Source organism: Geminicoccus roseus DSM 18922 (genome assembly GCF_000427665.1).
Taxonomy (GTDB): domain Bacteria; phylum Pseudomonadota; class Alphaproteobacteria; order Geminicoccales; family Geminicoccaceae; genus Geminicoccus; species Geminicoccus roseus.
This window is the reverse complement of record NZ_KE386572.1, coordinates 4,175,419-4,193,525: the sequence shown is the minus strand read 5'-3', so window position 1 is coordinate 4,193,525 and position 18,107 is coordinate 4,175,419. Positions and strand designations below refer to the sequence as shown.

Below are 18,107 nucleotides of genomic sequence, written 5' to 3'. Positions count from 1 at the left end.
GCGGCCTGCCGCGCAGGCGCTTGTCCCCGGTATATGGACAGCGCCCGGGAAGAACCAAGCGGCTTCCACCACGGTGATGCTGACGGCGCCGGCCATGCAGCGCTAGTCTCGCGGCGGGACGCGGCCGCCAAGGGCCGCCCGGGGGTTGGGAGCAGGGCCATGGAACGGTCGGCGACGGCGGTCGGGCGGCGCGGCAGGAGCCGCACCCCCCAGCAGGGGCATGTGGTGGCCGGCACCGCCAGTCAGTTGCGGCGCGCCCTGCCGCCGATCGAGCCCTGGCCGACGGGCCGGGTCGAGGCGGTGCACGAGGCGGCGCTGCGCCTGCTGGAAGATGCCGGGATCGAGTTTCTGGGTGCCGGCGCCCGCGACCGCTGGCGCCAGGCCGGGGCTGCGGTCGACCCGGAGACCATGGTGGTGCGGATCCCGCGCGAGCTGGTGGCGGACGCTTTGGCCAAGGCGCAGAACGCCTACCTGCTGCACGCCCGCAATCCCGAGCGCACGCTGCAGATCGGCGGCGACGCGGTGGCGTTCGGCCTGGTCTCGGGGCCGCCCACGGTGCAGGACGCGGTGCGCGGCCGGCGGCCCGGCAACCTCGCCGACTACCGGGAGCTGGTGCGTCTCGCCCAGTGCTTCCCGATCGTGAACTACCTGGGCAACCAGCCGGTGCCGCCCACCGAGCTGCCGGCGGAAAGCCGCCACCTGGACGCCTGCCTCGCCAACATCGTGGAAGGCGACAAGCCCTGGGGGTGCAGCGCGATCGGCCGCGAGCGGGCCCAGGATTCGGTGGAGATGGCGGCGATCGCGCGCGGGCTGACGCTGGACCAGGCGCTCGGCGCCCCCGGCTGCAGCACGGTGATCAACGCCAACAGCCCCCGCCGCTATGACGGGCCGATGGGCGAGGGCCTGATGGCGATGGCCGAGCTCGGCCACCCGGTGGTGGTGACGCCGTTCACCCTGATGGGGGCGATGGCGCCGGTCTCGCTCACCGCGGCGCTGATCCAGCAGCATGCCGAGGCGCTGGCCGGGCTGACTTTGGTGCAGCTCACCCGGGCCGGGTCGCCGATGGCCTATGGCGCGTTCACCTCGAACGTCGACCTGAAAAGCGGCGCGCCCGCGTTCGGCACGCCGGAGAACGTCAAGGCGACCCTGATCGCCGGCCAGCTCGCCCGCCATGTCGGCCTGCCCTACCGGGCGTCCAACGCCTCGGCCTCGGTGGCCCTGGACGCCCAGGCCGCCTACGAATCGCTGTTTTCCCTGTTTGCCGCGGTGATGGGCGGGGCGAACATGGTCTACCACGCGGTCGGCTGGATGGAGGGCGGGCTGGTCGCCTCGTTCGAGAAGATCGTGCTGGACTGCGAGCTGGTGCAGGGGATCGCCGAGATCGTGGCCGGCGGCGAGGAGGAGGATGTCGAGCAGGCGCTGGCCCAGATCCTGGAGACGCCGGCCGGCGGCCATTTCTTCGGCACCGAAACCACCATGGCCCGCTACCAGCGCGCCTTCTACCTGCCGATCCTCTCGGACTGGCGCAATTTCCAGCAATGGACCGCGGCCGGCGCCCCCGACGCCGCGGCGCGCGCCACCCGGATCTGGCAGGAGCGGCTGGCCGGGTTCGAGCCGCCGCCCCTGGACCCGGCGATCCTGGAGGCGCTGGAGGCGTTCGTGGCCAGACGCAAGGCGGAGATCGCCCGGGGCATCGGCCGGCCGGCCTGAGCGGCCCGGCCGAACGCCGGGGTCAGCCGGCCGGGCGGGCGGCGGGTGCTGCGGCATCGCGCGCCCGGCCGGCGCCGGGCCTGGCAGCACCCGGGCGGCGGACGCGGCGGCGACGCAGCCACATGAAGATCCCGGTGACCCAGAGCAGGGCCGGCAGCAGGCCGCTCAGGAACACCAGGACCTGCCAGACCAGGCCCATGCCGTGGCCGTCATGGACCTGGCGCATCAGCCGCGCCACCGGGTCGGCGCTGCCGGGGGCCGTCACCGCGACCGGGCGCACCTCGCTGCTGGCGTCGTCGATCTCGAGCGTGACGGGCGCGCCGCCGTCGCCGGCGAGCTGGACCCGCCAGGCCGGCAGGGGCTCGGTCGGCAGGGACAGGCTCACCAGCCGGGCGCCGGGCTCGGCGGCGAGCGCCAGCTCCAGCGCGCCGTCGGGGCTCAAGGCCGGATTCTCCAGCGGGGGGGCGAAGCGGGACGGCCGGGGCGCGCCGCCGGTTTCGGTCTCGGCCGGGCCGAACAGGGCGCGGGCGGCCTGCGGGAAGGAGATGTAGACGCCGGTCACCGACACCACGAACAGCGGCACGGCGATCCAGGCGCCCAGCACGTTGTGGAGGTTGGCGGTGGGTTTGCGGCCGCGCCGCCACCACAGCGCCTTGAGCAGCGAGCCGACCCTTGGCCACCACAGCCAGATCCCGGTGGCGGCGGAGATCGCCATCACCACGCCCAGCCAGCCGACGATCTGCCGGCCGGACCATTGCGGGATCAGCAGGCTGCCGTGCAGGACGTGGAGCACGCCCACCAGGGATTGCCGGGAATCGCCGGAATCGAGCACGCGCGCGTCGGCGGGCTCCAGCCACGCAGTCAGAAAGCGCGGCCGCCCTTCCGCGACCGGCACCATCCCGGTCACCCGCACCGCCTCGCCCGCCGCCTCGGGCATCCGCAGGCTGGACAGGCGCGCGTCCTCGCCCAGCGCCGCGGCGGCGCTGTCCAGATAGGAGGCGGCCGGCAGGGCCGGCGCCGCGGTGCTGGCGGCCCGCTGCGGGTTGAGCAGCTCGTCCAGCCCGTCATGCCAGATCAGGGCGCTGCCGGAGATGCCCAGGATCACCATGAACAGCCCGGCGACCAGCCCGGTCCACAGATGCACGTTCAGCCAGAAGCGCCGCGCGCCGTTCATCATGCTTCCTCCTGCCCCGCGGACAAAGCTGCCCGGTGGTCCGCAACAATCGTGATAATCTGTTTGCCGGGCTTGTCTTGCCCCGGCGGGGCGTTGATAGCGACGATGTCTGGCATCATCCATAGATGATTTGGTTTCGTACTGTAACACGCCGAGTGTACGACGATTATTTACTGGAAATAGTTTAGAATCGATGCAGGGTGCCGTTTGGCGCCGCGTCGGGCCGGCCTGTCGCGGGAGGCTGGCAATCCGGGCGTGGCGCGGTAACAGGGAGCGAGGCGGCGCAGCGAGGGGGAGAGACCGGCATGGCCATGGACGAGCAGGCGACAGTCGAGATCGTGGAATGGCCGAACGTCTTCATCCCGCTGTCCGACGGGACCCGGCTGGCGGCGCGGATCTGGCTGCCGAAGGATGCGCATGAGCGGCCGGTGCCGGCGGTGCTGGAATACCTGCCCTACCGCAAGCGCGACGGCACCGTGCACCGGGACGCCCTCACCCACCCCTATCTGGCCGCCCGGGGCTATGCCTGCCTGCGGGTCGACATGCGCGGCAACGGCGACAGCGACGGGATCATGGAGGGCGAGTACCTGCCGACCGAACAGGACGACGCCCTGGAGGTGATCGCCTGGATCCGCCAGCAGCCGTGGTCCACCGGAAGGGTCGGGATGATCGGGATCTCCTGGGGCGGGTTCAACGGGCTGCAGGTGGCGTACCGCCAGCCGCAAGGGCTGGACGCGGTGATCTCGCTCTGCTCGACCGACGACCGCTATGCCGACGACATCCACTACAAGGGCGGCTGCCTTCTGGCCGAGCAGCTCGGCTGGTCGTCGACCATGCTGGCCTACAGCTCGCGCCCGGCCGACCCGGCGATCGTGGGCGACGGCTGGCGGGCGCAATGGCTGGAGCGGCTGGAGAAGGAGCCGCACCTGGCCGAGGTCTGGATGGACCACCTGACCCGCGACGCGTTCTGGAAGCACGGCTCGATCTGCGAGGATTACGGGCGGATCCAAGCCGCGGTGATGCTGGTGGGGGCCTGGGCCGACAGCTACCACGACCCGGTGCCCCGGATGCTGCGCCACCTGACCTGCCCCCGCCAGGCGATCCTGGGCCCCTGGGTGCACAAGTACCCGCATTTCGCGGTGCCGGGCCCGCGGATCGGCTTCCTGCAGGAGGCGGTGCGCTTCTACGACCGCTACCTGAAGGACCAGGACAACGGCGCCGACCGGGCCCCTGCCCTGCGCGCCTACCTGATGGACGGGGTGCCGCCGGCCACCATGTACACGCACCGGCCGGGCCGCTGGGTGGCCGAGCCCGACTGGCCATCGCCCAGCATCCGCCAGCAGGCCTGGCAGCTGGGGCCGCACCAGCTGACCCGCAGGCCCAGCCCGGGCGGCAGCGCCTCGATCTGCTCGCCGCAGACGGTGGGCCAGGCGGCCGGCGAGTATTGCCCGATCTGGCTTGGGCCCGAACTGCCGGGCGACCAGCGGATCGAGGATGGCGGCTCGCTCCTGTTCGACGGGCCGGTCCTGGCCGACGAGCTGGCGATCCTGGGCGGGCCGGTGCTGGAGGTGGCGTTCACCGTCGACCGGCCACAGGCGAACCTGGTGGTGCGCCTGTGCGACGTGGGGCCGAGCGGCGCCTCGGCGCGGGCGACCTATGGCGTGCTCAACCTCTGCCACCATGCCAGCCACGAGCAGCCCGAGGAACTGCTGCCGGGCCAGATCTACCGGGCGCGGATCGAGCTGGACGAGGTCGGCTACCGCTTCCCGGCCGGGCACCGGCTGCGCCTGGCGGTCTCCACCGCCTACTGGCCGCTGATCTGGCCCTCACCGGAGCCGGCGACGGTGACCCTGCGGCTGGAGGACTGTTGCCTGGTGCTGCCGGTGCGCGAGGCGCCGGCCGATGACCCGGCGCCGGCGTTCGAGGAGCCGGAGATGGCCCCGCCCTTGCAGGAGATCGTGCACCGGCCGGCATCCAACCGGCGGATCACCACGATCGATGCGGCGACCGGCATGCAGCGGCTGGAGATCGAGGACGATTTCGGCCTGTTCGAGATCGTGGAGCACGGGCTCCTGACCGGCAGCGTCGCCCGGGAATGGTACGAGATCCACCCCGACGACCCGCTCTCGGCGCACATGCGCACCCACTGGACCGAGACCTCGGCGCGCGGCGACTGGTCGGTGCGCACCGAGACCTTCGCCACGATGCGGGCGGACCGCAGCCGTTTCCACCTGACCGCACGGATCGAAGCCTACGAGGGCGAGGTCCTGGTGTTCGAGAAGGAGTTCGCCTCCAGCCACCCCAGGGTCTGCGTGTGAGCAGCGCCTGAAAAGCGGAAGGAGGATGCCCGGGGGCATCCTCCTTTTCTTTCTTTGGTCGCACGTAACTCGGAAAACTCTTCTGCCGGCTCAGTCGGCTGGCAGGGTGAACTCCACCCGGCGGTTCTGCGGCTCGCGCACCCCGTCCTCGGTCGGCACGCGCGGCTCGGTCTCGCCGTACCAAGTGATGTCCATGGCCTCCGCGGGCACGCCCATACGCCCCAGCTCCGCCGCAGCGTTCCGGGCGCGGCGCTCGGAGAGCTGCATGTTGTAGTCGGCCGGGCCGGAGCGGTCGGCATGGCCGGCCAGCACCACCACCGGGGAACTGCCATCCTGGTAGGCCTCAGCCACCTGCTCCAGCACGGTCCGGCCGACCGGGGTGATGGTGGCGTCGTCCCAGGCGTAGAACACGATGAAGGCCTGCTCCTCGTCGCCGTCCAGGGCGGCGTCGACCCGGTCCATCGCGTCCTCGAAGCGCTGGCGGCAGTCGGCGACCTGCTGGGCGCGGCCGGCCTCGGCGCCCTCGAACCAGCAGTCCCAGGCGACCTGGGCTTCGGCGGCGTCGAGCGGCGCCAGCTTGCGGGCGTTGCGGCCCAGAGCATCGACCAGGCGGGCGCGGCCGGTGGCCAGAGCACCGTCGGAATCGGTGCCGGCAGCGCGATAGTCCATGGCGTCCGGCTGCACCACCGCATCCGGCACCTGCGACAGGCCCTTGGCCGAGGCCACCGCCTTGCGCAGGAAATGGTCCTGGTCGGCCTCGTCGCCATGGCCGCCGATCATGTCGGCCAGCTCGAGGTAGCCCACCCGGAGCTGGTCGTTGAACGGCGGTCCCTGCGGGACCATCCGGCGGACCGCCTCGATGTCGTACTGGTTCAGGTAATAGTCATCGAGGCCGGTGGGCTGGAGCGTGCCGAAATCCGGAGCCGGCGCGTACGTGCAGCCCGCAGCCAGTACACCCAGGCTCGTGGCCACCAGCAGCCGAGCACCTTTCAGCATCGTGCACACCTCATCCAACCACCGCTTCCACCGAAGCTGTTCCAAGACCGCGATTTTTCCCGGGCGCCCTGCGGTGCCACGGCTGCAGCGTGGCGACAACAGAACAGGCGCGCATCACCTTCAAGCGTTTCCACCGGCCAAGTCCTGCCTGGGCCAGCTTGGGCCAGCTTGTGTTGCAGGGCGGACGCGGGCGGACGGCGAGTGGGCACCGCCTTCATGCCGGCATCCGCGCCGGCGGCAGCTGCCTCGCCATGAAGGCCTCGGCGCGGCCGAGTGCCCGGCGCAGCTGCTCCAGGCGCTCCTGGGTCACCCCCTGGGTCTCGGCGGCCAGAGCCAGGCCAGCGACCTCGCGCGCACCGAAATTGGCCGACGCGCCTTTGAGCGCATGGGCCGAGCGGGTGGTGTCGCCGCCCGGGCGCAGCGCCTCGGCCATCTCGGCCAGGTAGCTGCGCGCGGTGGTGAAGTAGAGGGAGCACAGTTCCTCGACGAGGTCCTGGTCGTCGCCGGCGAAGTCGTGCAGCCGCTCCAGGTCGACCGGGTCCTCGGCCGGGCGCTGCTCCGGGACGCTGCCCCGCGCCAGCGCCGCGCCGCTCTCCAGCACGCCGCGCACGATCGCCAGGAAGCGGGCGAGTTCCAGCGGCTCCGCCAGGCAGGCGCGCAGGTCGACGCTGCCCGCCCCCCCGCCGATGACCGGCTCGCCTGGGGCCGCCTCGCCGGCGCCGATCAGGATCACCGGAACGGCGGTGTCCGGCCCGGCCTGCGCCGAGAGCCGGCCGTCCACGTCCAGGGCGCGCGGTCCGGCCACCACCAGGGCGTAGCGGCCGGGCGCGCCGCCCACGGCCTCGGCCGCCTCGTCGACCAGATAGCCCAGGCTCTGCAGCACGTGGCGCACCAGGAGCCGGGTGGAGGAGGTCACGCCGGTCAGCAGGATCCGACGCGTCGCAGGAATAGCGTCCATCAGCCAGGGAAACCCGTTCGACCATCCGGCCCCGACACTGGCGGGCGCCGGGAGGACGGGTCAAGCGCTAAATTCCCGCATAGATTGAATTGGACCGGTTCAGTTCCCGGTGTGGTATCAGGGGGCGCCCTGCCCCGTCATGCGGCCTCGCGCAGCTTGGCGCATTGGCGGGCGCAGCGCGCGGCCAGCCCGGCATTGGCGACGATCAGCTCCCGGTTGAGTTCCACGGTACGGCCCATGGACAGGCGCGCCATCGCCGCCAGCAGCGCCGGGGTGGCGGCCTTGCCGCTGCGCTCGGCTTCCGGCACCTCGTCCAGCGCCGCGGCCACCAGCTGGGCGACTTCGGCCCCGCCCATCGCCAGGTGGGCCGGCGGTGCCGCGGCCAGCACCACGCCGGATTGGAAGCCCAGCTCCTCCCAGGCGGCGAGCCAGCGCTGCAGCGCCCGGCAGTCGGCGATCTCCGGCACCTCGAGGCCGGTCTCGGCGGTGTAGAAGCCCGGCAGCTGGCCGGTCTGCCAGCCCAGCAGCGGCACCCCCAGCGTTTCCAGCCATTCCACGGTGCGCGGCAAATCGAGGATGATCTTGGCGCCGGAGCACACCACCACCACCTTCGAGCGGCGAATCGCGTCCAGGTCGGCGGAGACGTCGCCGCTGCGCTCGATGCCGCGATGCACCCCACCGATCCCGCCGGTGGCCATCCAGCGGATCCCGACCCTGGCGGCGATCTCCACGGTGGCGGACACGGTGGTAGCGCCGTTGCCGCCGCCGGCCATTGCCAGCGGCAGGTCGCGGGTCGAGCATTTGGCGATGCCCGGCTCCTTGGCGAACCTCGCGATCTCGCCCTGGGTGAGGCCCACGCGCAGGCGGCCGTCCAGCACCCCGATCACCGCCGGCACCGCGTCCTCGGAGCGGACCGCATCGGCCATCTTGAGCGCGGTTTCCAGATTATGCGGCCAGGGCAGGCCGTGGCTCACCAGGGTCGTTTCCAGCGCCACCACCGGGCGTCCGGCATCCAGCGCCGCCCGGATCTCCGGCGCCACCTCGATCGGCATGGTTGCGACCTTCTCCCGACATCCGCATATGTGCCAGGCCCAGCGGCCACTGGGCGCATCGTACATCTTTAGTCAAAGGGCATGCCAATGTCGTCGTTCGCTCGTCAACAAAAAGCGCTGGTCTCCACCATGGTCCTGATCGCGGCGGCCGAGGGGGAGATGACCGACAGCGAACTGACCATGATTGGCCGGCTGGTCTCGACGCTGCCGGTGTTCCAGGACTTCGACAAGGACAGCATCCCCGAGATCGGCCGGCACGTGACCGTGCTCCTGCAAAAGTCCAAGGGCCTGAACGAGCTGGTCAAGGAGCTGCAGGAGGCCCTGGACCGGCCGCTGCGCGAGACCGCGTACGTGCTGGCCTGCGACGTCGCCGCCGCCGACGGGGTGGCCGGCGACGAGGAGCTGGAGATCCTGGAGAACCTGCGCGACTGGCTGGAGCTGGACGGGCTGACCACCGCCGCTTTGGAGCGCGCGGCCGGGGCACGCTACCGCAAGCACGGCTGAGCGGGGCCACCCCGATGCACGGCTTTCCCAGAAAGGCGCCGGACGACGGCATGCTGCTGGCGCCTTCGGATGTCGCCCGCCTGGACCAGCGGGCGATCGCACTGGGAACGCCGGGCCATGTCCTGATGGAGCGGGCCGGCCTGGCGGTCGCCCGCGCCATCACCGCCCGCTTCGCCCGCCGCCCGGTGCTGGTGGCGTGCGGGCCGGGCAACAATGGCGGCGACGGCTGGGTGGTGGCGCGCCTCCTGCGCGCGGCCGGCTGGCCAGTCACGCTGCTCTCCCTGGTCGATCCGGCCAGGCTCGGCGGCGACGCCGCCCGTGCCGCGGCCGCCTGGGACGGTGCCTGGCAACAGCTCCAGGACGCGCGCCCAAGTCCGGGCGAGCTGGTGGTCGACGCTTTGTTCGGCGCCGGGCTTGCCCGCGACGTCGACGGCGAGGCGGCCCTCCTGATCCGGCGGATCGCGGAGGCCGGCTGCCCGGTGGTCGCGGTCGACATCCCGTCCGGCATTGACGGCGCCACCGGCCTGGTGCGCGGCCAGGCGGTGCGGGCCGACCTCACCGTCACCTTCGTGCGCAAGAAGCCGGGCCTGGTGCTGCTGCCCGGGCGCAGCCATGCCGGTACGGTGCAGGTCGCCGATATCGGGATCGGCAGCGACCAGCTGGCGGAGCTGGAGGGAACGGTCAGGATCAACCAGCCTTCCTGGTGGCGGGACGCCCTGCCCCGCCGCGACGCTCTTTCCCACAAATACCGGTTCGGCCATGCGGTGATGATCGGCGGGCGGGCCGATGCCACTGGTGCTGCCCGGCTGAGCGCCATGACCGCGCTCAGGATCGGCGCCGGGGTGGTCACGGTGGCGGCCGACCCGGACGCCGTCCCGTTCTATGCCCAGGAGAGCGCCGACCTGATCACCCGGCCGGTCGCTGAGGAGGCCGATCTCGACCGGCTCCTGGAGGACCCGCGCCGAAACGCGGTGGCGATCGGCCCAGCCGCCGGGGTGGGCGAGCGGACCCGGGGCCGGATCGGCCGGATCCTGGCGGCGGGCAAGCGCGCCGTGCTGGATGCCGACGCGCTGACCAGCATCGCCCCCTGCGAGGGCCGGCTCGCCGACGGCACCGACCTGGTGCTCACCCCGCACGAGGGCGAGTTCCAGCGCCTGTTTCCCGATCTCAAGGGCGCCCGGATCGAGCGCGCCTGCGCGGCCGCCGCACGCAGCGGTGCGGTCGTGGTGCTCAAAGGCGGCGACACGATCGTGGCGGCGCCGGACGGGCGCGTCGCGATCCTCGAGCTGGATGCCCCGGCCCTTGCCACCGCCGGGGCCGGCGACGTGCTCACCGGTGCGATCCTGGGCCTGCTGGCCCAGAACATGCCGGCCTTTCTGGCGGCGGCGGCGGCAGTGCGGCTGCACGCCGAGGCCGGCGCCGCGCTGGGCACGGGCCTGATCTCCGCCGACCTGCCAAAGGCGATCGCCGCCCGGCTTGCGCTCCACTGAGCACGTTCCGGTAGAGAATGCCGGCGGTGGGGCTGTCACGCTCTGGTTGCCGCAGCCCGGGCGTATTAACCCCTGGATATTCAAGCGACGGTGTCGCCCGGGCAGCCGGCGGGGCCGGGGCCGGTGGTCGTGCGTTGAGAGAATGTGCGTGGACGAAGTGAGCGAGCCGGGCGGACCGTTCGACGAGACCCGGCACCGGCAGCCCGATGCCAGGACGGCGGACGGCCTGCCGGACGCGGACCTGCGGGCGATCCTGGACGCCACCGGCCAGGCCATGCTGCTGGTGAGCCGGCCCGAGCGCGAGCGCCCGCACCCGCTGGTCCTCTGGTGGAACCATGCCCTGGAGGCGCTGACCGGATTTGCCGGCCGCGACCTCGCCCAGGCGCGCCTCAGGCTGCTGCGCGCCGGCGACCCCACCGACCCGGCCTTTGCCGCCCTGCTCAACGCCCTGGCCGCCGGCGAGAGCTGGAGCGGCGAGCTGCTGCTCGCCACCGCCCGCCGCGAGCCTTTGCGGGTGGCGGCGCGCAGCCAGGTGCTGGGCGACGCCAAGCGCTGCCTGCTGATCCTGGAGCCGGTCGGCCGGGACGGGCTGGACGCCGACCTGCCCTCGGTGGCGCGGATGCTGGGCGACCTGGTCGCGGGCGGGCTCTACCGCCTGGCCGCCGACATCGATGGCGGGCTGAAGCTGGAATGGGCCGACCCGGCGGTGGAGCGGCTGACCGGCTACGCCCTGCCCGAGCTGCAGGCGCGCGGCGGGCTCAGCGGCCTGGTGGTGCCGCGCGACCGCGCCCGGATCCGCCGGCGCAACCTGGACCTGATGAGCGGGATCGCCACCGAGACCAGCTACCGCCTGCGCACCGCCGGCGGCAGCGAGATCCGGCTCTTCGACCGCGCCCGGCCGCTGCGCGGCGGGGCCGCCGCGGCCCATTCCACAGGCGTGCCGGTGGACCGGGCGGTGGGCACGCTGCGCCTGGCCGGGCCCGGCGACGAGCCGCGCCAGGCCGACCTGCCGCCGTCGGGGTTCCGCCCGGTGGCCGAGCTGCTGGGCGCCGCCATCCTGGCGGTGGACTCCGAGGCATGCCTGCTCTGGGCGGTGGCCGGGCGGGACGAGCCCTTGTTCGAGGCGTTGGGCGAGCAGGGCAGCGGCCCGCTCGACGGCATCCTGGGCGACGAGCTCCTGGCGGAATGGCAGGACCGGGTCGAGCAGGCGCTTTCCGGTGGCCGTCAGGTCGAGACCAGCTTCCGCTGGCCGGCCTCGGGCCAGTCCTGGCAGATGGTGCTGGCGCCGGCGACGCCGGACACGGTGCTGCTGGTGATCCGGCCGCAGGCCCAGGTCCCCGCCCCGCCGTCCCCGGCCGAGCAGAGCGACGACCCGTTTTTGCGCCTGGTGCTGGACCAGGTCTCCGACGGGGTGCTGGTGGTGGACGAGAAGGGCATCGTGCGGCGCGCCTCGCAGTCGGCCGAACGGATCTTCAACCTGGCCGAGGGCGGTTTGCTGGACCGCCCGGTGGCGGGGCTGTTCCTGCCCTCGCCGCTTGGCGGTGACGCCCGGCGGCGTTCCGGCGCGGACGACCGCCGCCAGGCGGTCTACGAGGAGCGCACCGCCGCCCGCGCGTCGGGCGAGCTGGTGCCGGTCGAGGTCGCGACGGCGCCGATGACCGGCGGCCGGCAGGGCAGCGTGCTGATCGTGCGCGACATCACCCTGCGCAAGCAGACCGAGGAGACGATCCGCAACCTGGCCTACACCGACCCGCTCACCGCCCTGCCCAACCGGCTCCTGTTCCTGGACCGGCTGGGCCAGGCGATCGAGCGGGCCAAGCGGACCAAGCAGCAGCTGGCCGTGATGATGGTCGACCTGGACCGGTTCAAGCTGATCAACGAGAGCCTGGGCCTGGACAAGGGCGACCGGGTGCTGCGCGCGGTCGCGATGCGGATCGGCAACTCGCTGCGCAAGTCCGACACGGTGGCCAGGCCCGGCAGCGACGAGTTTTTGATCCTGGCGCTCGCGACCGACGGCGCCGAGGGCGCCGCCAAGGTCGCCCAGAAGACCCTGGACAGCCTGCAGGCACCGTTCCAGATCGCCGGCGACGAGCCGACCGTGGCGGCGTCGATCGGGATCTCGCTGTTCCCCTTCGACGGCGACGACCCCGACCAGCTGCTCAAGAACGCCGGCACCGCCCTTGCCCGCGCCAAGGAGCAGGGCTCGCACAGCTACCAGTTCTACACCACCGACATGAATGCGAAGGCCTACCAGCGCCTGGTGCTGGAGAGCCGGCTGCGCAAGGCGGTCGACCGCGACGAGCTGCAGCTGCACTTCCAGCCTCTGGTGGAGCTGGCCAGCGGCCGGATCGCCGGGGTCGAGGCCCTGTTGCGCTGGAGCAGCCCGGAGCTGGGGCCGATCCCGCCTTCCGACTTCATCCCGATCGCCGAGGAGACCGGGCTGATCCTGCCGATCGGCGAGTGGGTGCTGCGCCAGGCGGTGGCGCAGATGCGCGACTGGCATGGCGAGGGCCTGGACGGGCTCAGGATCGCGGTGAACATCTCCGCCCGGCAGTTCCAGGCGCGCGACTTCGTGGCCAAGGTGCGCCGCATCCTGGGCGACAGCGGCTTTCCCGGCCCCTGCCTGGAGCTGGAGCTGACCGAGAGCAGCATCATGCGCGACGTCGACGAGACCGTGCACCGGCTGCACGAACTGGCCGAGATGGGGGTGCGGGTCACCGTGGACGATTTCGGCACCGGCTACAGCTCGCTGGCCTATCTGAAGCGCTTCCCGATCGGCGCGCTCAAGATCGACCGCTCCTTCGTCGCCGACGTCACCACCGACCAGAACGACGCCGCGATCGCCCGGGCGGTGGTGGCGCTGGCGGAGACGCTCAAGGTGCGGGTGGTCGGCGAGGGCGTGGAGACCCAGGCGCAGTTCGACTTCCTGCGCTCGCTCGGCTGCGACGAGGGCCAGGGCTACCTGATCGGCCGGCCGATGCCGGCAGCCGACGCGTTCGCCTGGCTGAAGAACGGCAGTCGCCCGCCCGGCTGAGGCCGGCCGAGCGGGCTTGCCGGCTCAGGAGCCGTCGTCGACCTGCTCGCCGGCCGGCGAGGTGGCGATGCAGCGGCCGATCGAGCCTTCCGCGCAGATTGTGGCGCCGTCGGTCCAGGTAGCCCCCGAGAAATCGGTGCGAAGAAGGTCGGCGCCTTCCAGGCGTGCGCCGGTCAGGTCGGCGTTCCACAATTTGGCGTCGTAGAAGCGCGCCCGGCGCAGGTCGGCGTTGCGGAACGATGCGCCGGTCAGGTTGGCGCTGGTGAAGTCGGCGCGCAGCATCACCGCGCGGTCCATCTGCACCCCGGTCATGTCGGCGCTGATGAACTTGGTGCCGGTCGCCCGGCTCTCGGTCAGGTCGGCGCCCGCCAGGTTGGTGCGCTTGAACGAGGCGCTGCGCAGGTCGGCTCCGATCAGCACCACGCCGCTCATGTCCTCGCCGTCCATCAGGCAGCGGCGCCATTCGATGCCGGGTCCGGCGGCATCCGCGCAATCGGCCAGGGCCGCGGCCGGGGCTGCCAGGAGGGTCAGGGCCACCAGGGCGGGAGCGATCTTCATGACCTACAAATAGTTACGAGATCGTCACCGATCAATTGGCCGGCGGTCATTGTTGCGGCCAGGGCCCCTGCCGCGGCCGTTGCCGGATCAGCGGCCGGAGCGAAGTCCTGGTCGAACATCTCGTCGAAGCGGGCGCGCAGCACCCGGTCCACCGCTGCCAGGTCGGCCTGGATCCCGAGCTTCGCCAGCGAGGTGACGCCGTGCTCCTCGATCCCGCAGGGCACGATCCCGGCGAAATGGCCAAGGTCCGGGGCCACGTTGATGGCGATGCCGTGATAGGTGACCCAGCGGCGCACCCGCACCCCCACCGCGGCGATCTTCTCCTCGAACCCATCCGGCCTGGTCACCCAGATGCCGACCCGGCCGTCGCGCTGCTCGCCCTTCACCCCGAAGCTCGCCAGCGCCGCGATCGCCCAGCCTTCCAGCCGGGCGACATAGGCGCGCAGGTCGACGCCGCGCCTTTGCAGGTCGAGCATGACATAGGCGACCCGCTGGCCCGGGCCGTGATAGGTCCACCGGCCGCCGCGGCCGGTCTTGTAGGTCGGGAAGCGGGCGGGATCGAGCAGCTCGTCCGGGGCGGCCGAGGTGCCGGCGGTATAGAGCGACGGATGTTCCACCAGCCAGACCAGCTCGTCGGCGCCGTCCTCGCGGATCGCCCGGACCCGCTCCTCCATCGCCGCCACCGCGTCCGGGTAGCTGACCAGCCCTGGTTCCACACGCCATTCGAGCGACAAGGAGCTCTCCTTCTTCCTTTTCCTGACAGGCGTCTATTGCAGGCCCGGCCAGGACCGATTATACCGCGCGGCGCCGGCAGCCGATAGGTTCTGGCTCCCCAGCGATGTGCGGTCGTGGCGGAATTGGTAGACGCGCAGCGTTGAGGGCGCTGTGCCCGAAAGGGCGTGGAAGTTCGAGTCTTCTCGACCGCACCATCTCTCCCCATCTCGTTGAGCGATGATCGTCACGGGCGCGGGCCTTCTGGGCTTGAGTGGTGCAGGCGCATGCGCTTCACCCTCCCTGCCGGCGACGTGACGGCGACGACCCAGGGAGAGAGCTACCGTGACCGGACAGAAGATCGAGATCGCGTTCGGGCGGTCGCACGTGAAGCTGAACCTTCCGGCCGACGCCTCCCCCCATGTGATCCGCAAGGCCGACCTGCCCAAGCTGCCCGATCCGGCGCGCGCGGTGCGGGACGCCCTGGCCCACCCGGTGGGCTCGCCGCCCCTCTCCGAGCTGGCCAAGGGCAAGAAGAGCGCCTGCATCCTGATCTGCGACATCACAAGGCCGGTGCCGAACAGGCTGTTCCTGCGGCCGATGATCGAGACCATGGTCGCCTCGGGCATTCCGATGGATCAGATCACCGTCTTGGTCGCCACCGGCCTGCACCGCCCGAACGAGGGCGAGGAGCTGGCCGAGCTGGTGGGCGATCCCTGGGTCCTGGAGCATGTCCGGGTCGAGAACCATTTCGCCCGCGACGACGCCATGCATGTCGACCTGGGCTTCACCGAGAAGCGCCAGGTGCCGATCCGGCTGGACCGGCGGCTGGTCGAGGCGGACCTGAAGATTTCCACCGGCCTGGTGGAGCCGCATTTCATGGCCGGCTGGTCGGGCGGGCGGAAGGTGGTGGCGCCGGGCGTGGCGCACCACACCACGATCCGCACCTTCCATTCCGCCCGGTTCATGGAGGACCCGCTGGCGGTGCAGTGCAACCTGGTGGGCAACCCGCTCCACGAGGAGCAGCTGGACATCGTGCGCAGGCTGGGCCCGGTCTATGCGCTGAACACGATCCTGGACGAGGACCGCGACCTCGCCCACGTCAATTTCGGCGAGGTGATCGAGAGCCACCTGGCGGCGGTGGCGTTCGTGCAGGACGTTTCCCAGGTCCGGGTGCCGCGCAAGTTCAAGACCCTGGTGACGTCCTCGGCCGGCTACCCGCTGGACAAGACCTACTACCAGACCGTGAAGGGCATGGTGACGCCGCTGGACATCCTGGAGCCGGGCGGCACGCTGATCATGGTGTCGGAGTGCTCCGAAGGGTTCGGCTCGGAGGAATTCAAGGACGCCCAGGCAAGGCTGGTCGAGCTCGGCCCGGAGAAGTTCCTCCAGACCCTGACCGCCAAGTCGCTGGCCGAGATCGACGAGTGGCAGACCGAGATGCAGCTCAAGCCGATGCGGCTCGGCACCATCCAGATGTTCACCACCGGGCTTTCGCCCGAGGAGCGGCGGATCACCGGGGTGGAGATCGTGCCCTCGCTGGACGATGCGGTGGCGGCGGCCATGGCCCGGCACGGGGACAGCGCGGTGGCGGTGATTCCCGAGGGTCCCTACGTGATCCCGGTCCATGCCCCAGCCGGCTGAGGCCTGCCGGCACATCCACCTGGACGCCTCGGGCGGGGTCGCGGGCGACATGTTCGTGGCGGCCCTGCTGGACGCGCTGCCGGACCTGCAGGCGCGGGTCCTGGCCGACGCCCGGGCGGTGCTGCCGCCGGGTGCGGGCGAGCCGTTCCTGGAGGGCGGGACCAGCAACGCGATCCGCTGCAAGCGCTTCGGGCTGAAGCCGGCCGAGAACGCGCCGCACCACCATGCCAGCCATTTCACCGAGATGGTCCGGCTGATCGAGCGGGCGCCGCTGCATCCCGGCACCGCCTCCCACGCCGTGGCGATCCTGACCGTGCTGGCGAAGGCCGAGGCTGCGATCCACCAGGTCCCGATCGCCGAGGTCCATTTCCACGAGATCGGCGACTGGGATTCGCTGCTGGACGTGGTGGCGGCGGGCAGCATCGCCGCGGCGCTGGAGGGGGCCAGCTGGTCGGTCTCGCCCTTGCCGCTGGGCGGCGGGCTGGTGCGGACCCGGCACGGGCTGCTGCCGGTCCCGGCCCCGGCCACCGCCGAGATCCTGAAGGGCTTTGCCTGGCGGGACGACGGCGTGTCCGGCGAGCGGGTCACCCCCACCGGGGCGGCGATCCTGCGCCATCTGGTGAAGGCCGGGCGGCCGCCAGCGCTGGAACTGGAGGCAGTCGGCACCGGCGCCGGGACGCGGCATCTGCCGGAGATGCCCAACATCCTGCGGGCGATGGTGGCGCGGCTGGAAGCACCTGGGCAGGCCGAGCGGATCACCGTGCTGAGCTTCGAGGTCGACGACATGACCGGCGAGGAGATCGGGACCGCCTGCGACCGGTTGCGCGCCCTGGACGGGGTGCTGGACCTGTCCACCGCGACCCGGCGGGGCAAGAAGAACCGGCCGATGGAATCGTTCCGCCTCCTGGTCCGCCCGGACGCGCTGGCGGCGGTGCAGGCCGCCTGCCTGACCGAGACCTCCACGATCGGGCTGCGCTGGCACGAGGAAAGCCGCCTGTGCCTGATCCGCGAGCTGGATCAGCGGGACGGCATCCGGCGCAAGCGGGTGCGGCGGCCGGGTGGCGTCACCACCTTCAAGGCGGAGAGCGACGACCTGACCGGCGCCAGCCTGGCGGAGCGGCGTCGCCTGGCCCGCCAGTGCGAGGAAGATTGAGCGAGCATCCGCAGACCGCCCTGCTCCAGGCCCTGGACCGCCACGACGACCTCGCCATCGCGGTGAGCGGCGGGGTCGACAGCATGACCCTGGCCTACCTGACGCACCGGTTCGGCCGGCATCCGGTCCGGATGGTCCATGCCGTTTCCCCGGCGGTGCCGCCCGCCGCCACGGCGCGGGTCGAGCGCCACGCGGCGCTGCATGGCTGGCGGCTGGACGTGGTGGGGGCCGGCGAGTTCGACGACCCGTCCTACCGGGCCAACCCGGCCAACCGCTGCTATTTCTGCAAGACCAACCTTTACGGGCGGATCCGCGGCCTGACGTCGGGCACCATCGCGTCCGGGGCCAACCTGGACGATTTGTCCGACTACCGGCCGGGCCTGATCGCCGCCACCGAGCACCGGGTCGTGCATCCTTATGTCGAGGCCGGCATCGCCAAGGTCGGCGTGCGGGCGCTGGCGGCACGGCACGGGCTGGACGACCTGGCGGAACTGCCGGCCCAGCCCTGCCTGGCCAGCCGGGTCGAGACCGGGATCGCCATCGACGCCGGTGACCTGGCGTTCGTCGACCTGGTCGAGCGCGAGCTGGCGGCCCTGCTGCCGAAAGGCGCCACCCTGCGCTGCCGGATCACCCATGCCGGCGCGGTGGTGGAGCTGGACGGAGCCGGGGCCGGGGGCGGCGCGGTGGCAGCAACCCATGCCGCCGGCCTGGCGCAGGCCCATGGCCGGACCTTTCTGGGCGTGCGCCCCTACCGGCGCGGTTCCGCCTTCCTGCGCTGAGCCAACCGACCAACCATTGTTGCCGG

The 18,107-nt window shown here is 72.0% G+C and carries 13 protein-coding genes, 1 tRNA gene and 1 pseudogene; 9 read left to right on the top strand and 6 right to left on the bottom strand.

Features of this window, described 5'->3' with window-relative positions; all coding sequences use genetic code 11:
* Window positions 1-159: 159 nt before the first annotated feature.
* Window positions 160-1,710 carry a trimethylamine methyltransferase family protein gene (locus tag GEMRO_RS0120820; protein WP_027135552.1) on the top strand — a complete coding sequence of 517 codons (1,551 nt, stop codon included), beginning with the start codon at window positions 160-162 and terminating at the stop codon, window positions 1,708-1,710.
* A 22-nt stretch (window positions 1,711-1,732) separates the two neighbouring features.
* On the opposite strand, the gene GEMRO_RS30930 is transcribed toward GEMRO_RS0120820, so the two are convergent.
* Window positions 1,733-2,887, bottom strand: a complete 1,155-nt coding sequence (locus GEMRO_RS30930; protein ID WP_035485740.1) for a PepSY-associated TM helix domain-containing protein — start codon at window positions 2,885-2,887, stop codon at window positions 1,733-1,735.
* Window positions 2,888-3,189: 302 nt separating this feature from the next.
* On the opposite strand from GEMRO_RS30930, the gene GEMRO_RS0120805 reads away from it, so the two are divergent.
* Window positions 3,190-5,202, top strand: a complete 2,013-nt coding sequence (locus tag GEMRO_RS0120805) for a CocE/NonD family hydrolase (RefSeq protein WP_027135551.1) — start codon at window positions 3,190-3,192, stop codon at window positions 5,200-5,202.
* 90 nt (window positions 5,203-5,292) lie between these two features.
* On the opposite strand, the gene GEMRO_RS32890 is transcribed toward GEMRO_RS0120805, so the two are convergent.
* The 3 genes from GEMRO_RS32890 to GEMRO_RS0120790 all read right to left on the bottom strand — a co-directional run bounded on the left by GEMRO_RS32890 (window position 5,293) and on the right by GEMRO_RS0120790 (window position 8,208).
* Window positions 5,293-6,198, bottom strand: a complete 906-nt coding sequence (locus GEMRO_RS32890) for an OmpA family protein (protein WP_051329303.1) — start codon at window positions 6,196-6,198, stop codon at window positions 5,293-5,295.
* A gap of 214 nt (window positions 6,199-6,412) precedes the next feature.
* The gene (locus tag GEMRO_RS30920) at window positions 6,413-7,156 is read right to left on the bottom strand and encodes an Hpt domain-containing protein (RefSeq protein ID WP_035485738.1); all 744 of its coding nucleotides are present in this window, start codon (window positions 7,154-7,156) and stop codon (window positions 6,413-6,415) included.
* A 137-nt stretch (window positions 7,157-7,293) separates the two neighbouring features.
* On the bottom strand, window positions 7,294-8,208 hold the full coding sequence (locus GEMRO_RS0120790; protein ID WP_027135550.1) for a pseudouridine-5'-phosphate glycosidase: 915 nt from the start codon (window positions 8,206-8,208) through the stop codon (window positions 7,294-7,296).
* A gap of 87 nt (window positions 8,209-8,295) precedes the next feature.
* Between GEMRO_RS0120790 and GEMRO_RS0120785 the strand changes: the two genes are divergently transcribed.
* The 3 genes from GEMRO_RS0120785 (at window position 8,296) to GEMRO_RS32885 (ending at window position 13,236) form a co-directional block, all read left to right on the top strand.
* Window positions 8,296-8,712, top strand: a complete 417-nt coding sequence (locus GEMRO_RS0120785) for a tellurite resistance TerB family protein (protein WP_169728420.1) — start codon at window positions 8,296-8,298, stop codon at window positions 8,710-8,712.
* Window positions 8,713-8,762: 50 nt separating this feature from the next.
* A complete protein-coding gene (locus GEMRO_RS0120780) occupies window positions 8,763-10,202 on the top strand; it encodes an NAD(P)H-hydrate dehydratase (protein ID WP_027135548.1) in 1,440 nt (479 codons plus the stop codon).
* Window positions 10,203-10,350: 148 nt separating this feature from the next.
* Window positions 10,351-13,236 (top strand): EAL domain-containing protein, encoded by a 2,886-nt coding sequence (locus GEMRO_RS32885; RefSeq protein WP_169728419.1) that lies wholly within the window; start codon window positions 10,351-10,353, stop codon window positions 13,234-13,236.
* A gap of 24 nt (window positions 13,237-13,260) precedes the next feature.
* Here the strand turns inward: GEMRO_RS32885 and GEMRO_RS30910 are convergent, their stop codons facing one another.
* Both GEMRO_RS30910 and lipB read right to left on the bottom strand, forming a co-directional pair.
* Window positions 13,261-13,794: a pentapeptide repeat-containing protein gene (locus GEMRO_RS30910; RefSeq protein ID WP_051329300.1), complete on the bottom strand. Its 534-nt coding sequence runs from the start codon at window positions 13,792-13,794 to the stop codon at window positions 13,261-13,263.
* Window positions 13,791-14,531, bottom strand: a pseudogene (gene lipB, locus GEMRO_RS30905) (lipoyl(octanoyl) transferase LipB); the annotation flags it as partial. The pseudogene lipB and the gene GEMRO_RS30910, both read right to left, overlap by 4 nt.
* 105 nt (window positions 14,532-14,636) lie before the next feature.
* Here lipB and GEMRO_RS0120760 point away from each other — a divergent pair.
* From GEMRO_RS0120760 to GEMRO_RS0120745, 4 genes are all read left to right on the top strand, one after another.
* A tRNA-Leu gene (locus GEMRO_RS0120760) sits at window positions 14,637-14,723 on the top strand.
* Window positions 14,724-14,850: 127 nt separating this feature from the next.
* Window positions 14,851-16,149 (top strand): nickel-dependent lactate racemase family protein, encoded by a 1,299-nt coding sequence (locus GEMRO_RS0120755; protein WP_027135547.1) that lies wholly within the window; start codon window positions 14,851-14,853, stop codon window positions 16,147-16,149.
* Window positions 16,133-17,302, top strand: coding sequence for a nickel pincer cofactor biosynthesis protein LarC (larC, locus tag GEMRO_RS0120750; protein WP_084507269.1), 1,170 nt, complete (start codon window positions 16,133-16,135; stop codon window positions 17,300-17,302). The genes GEMRO_RS0120755 and larC overlap by 17 nt, the downstream gene beginning before the upstream one ends.
* Window positions 17,299-18,081, top strand: a complete 783-nt coding sequence (locus GEMRO_RS0120745; protein WP_035485735.1) for an adenine nucleotide alpha-hydrolase family protein — start codon at window positions 17,299-17,301, stop codon at window positions 18,079-18,081. The genes larC and GEMRO_RS0120745 overlap by 4 nt, the downstream gene beginning before the upstream one ends.
* Window positions 18,082-18,107: the final 26 nt, after the last annotated feature.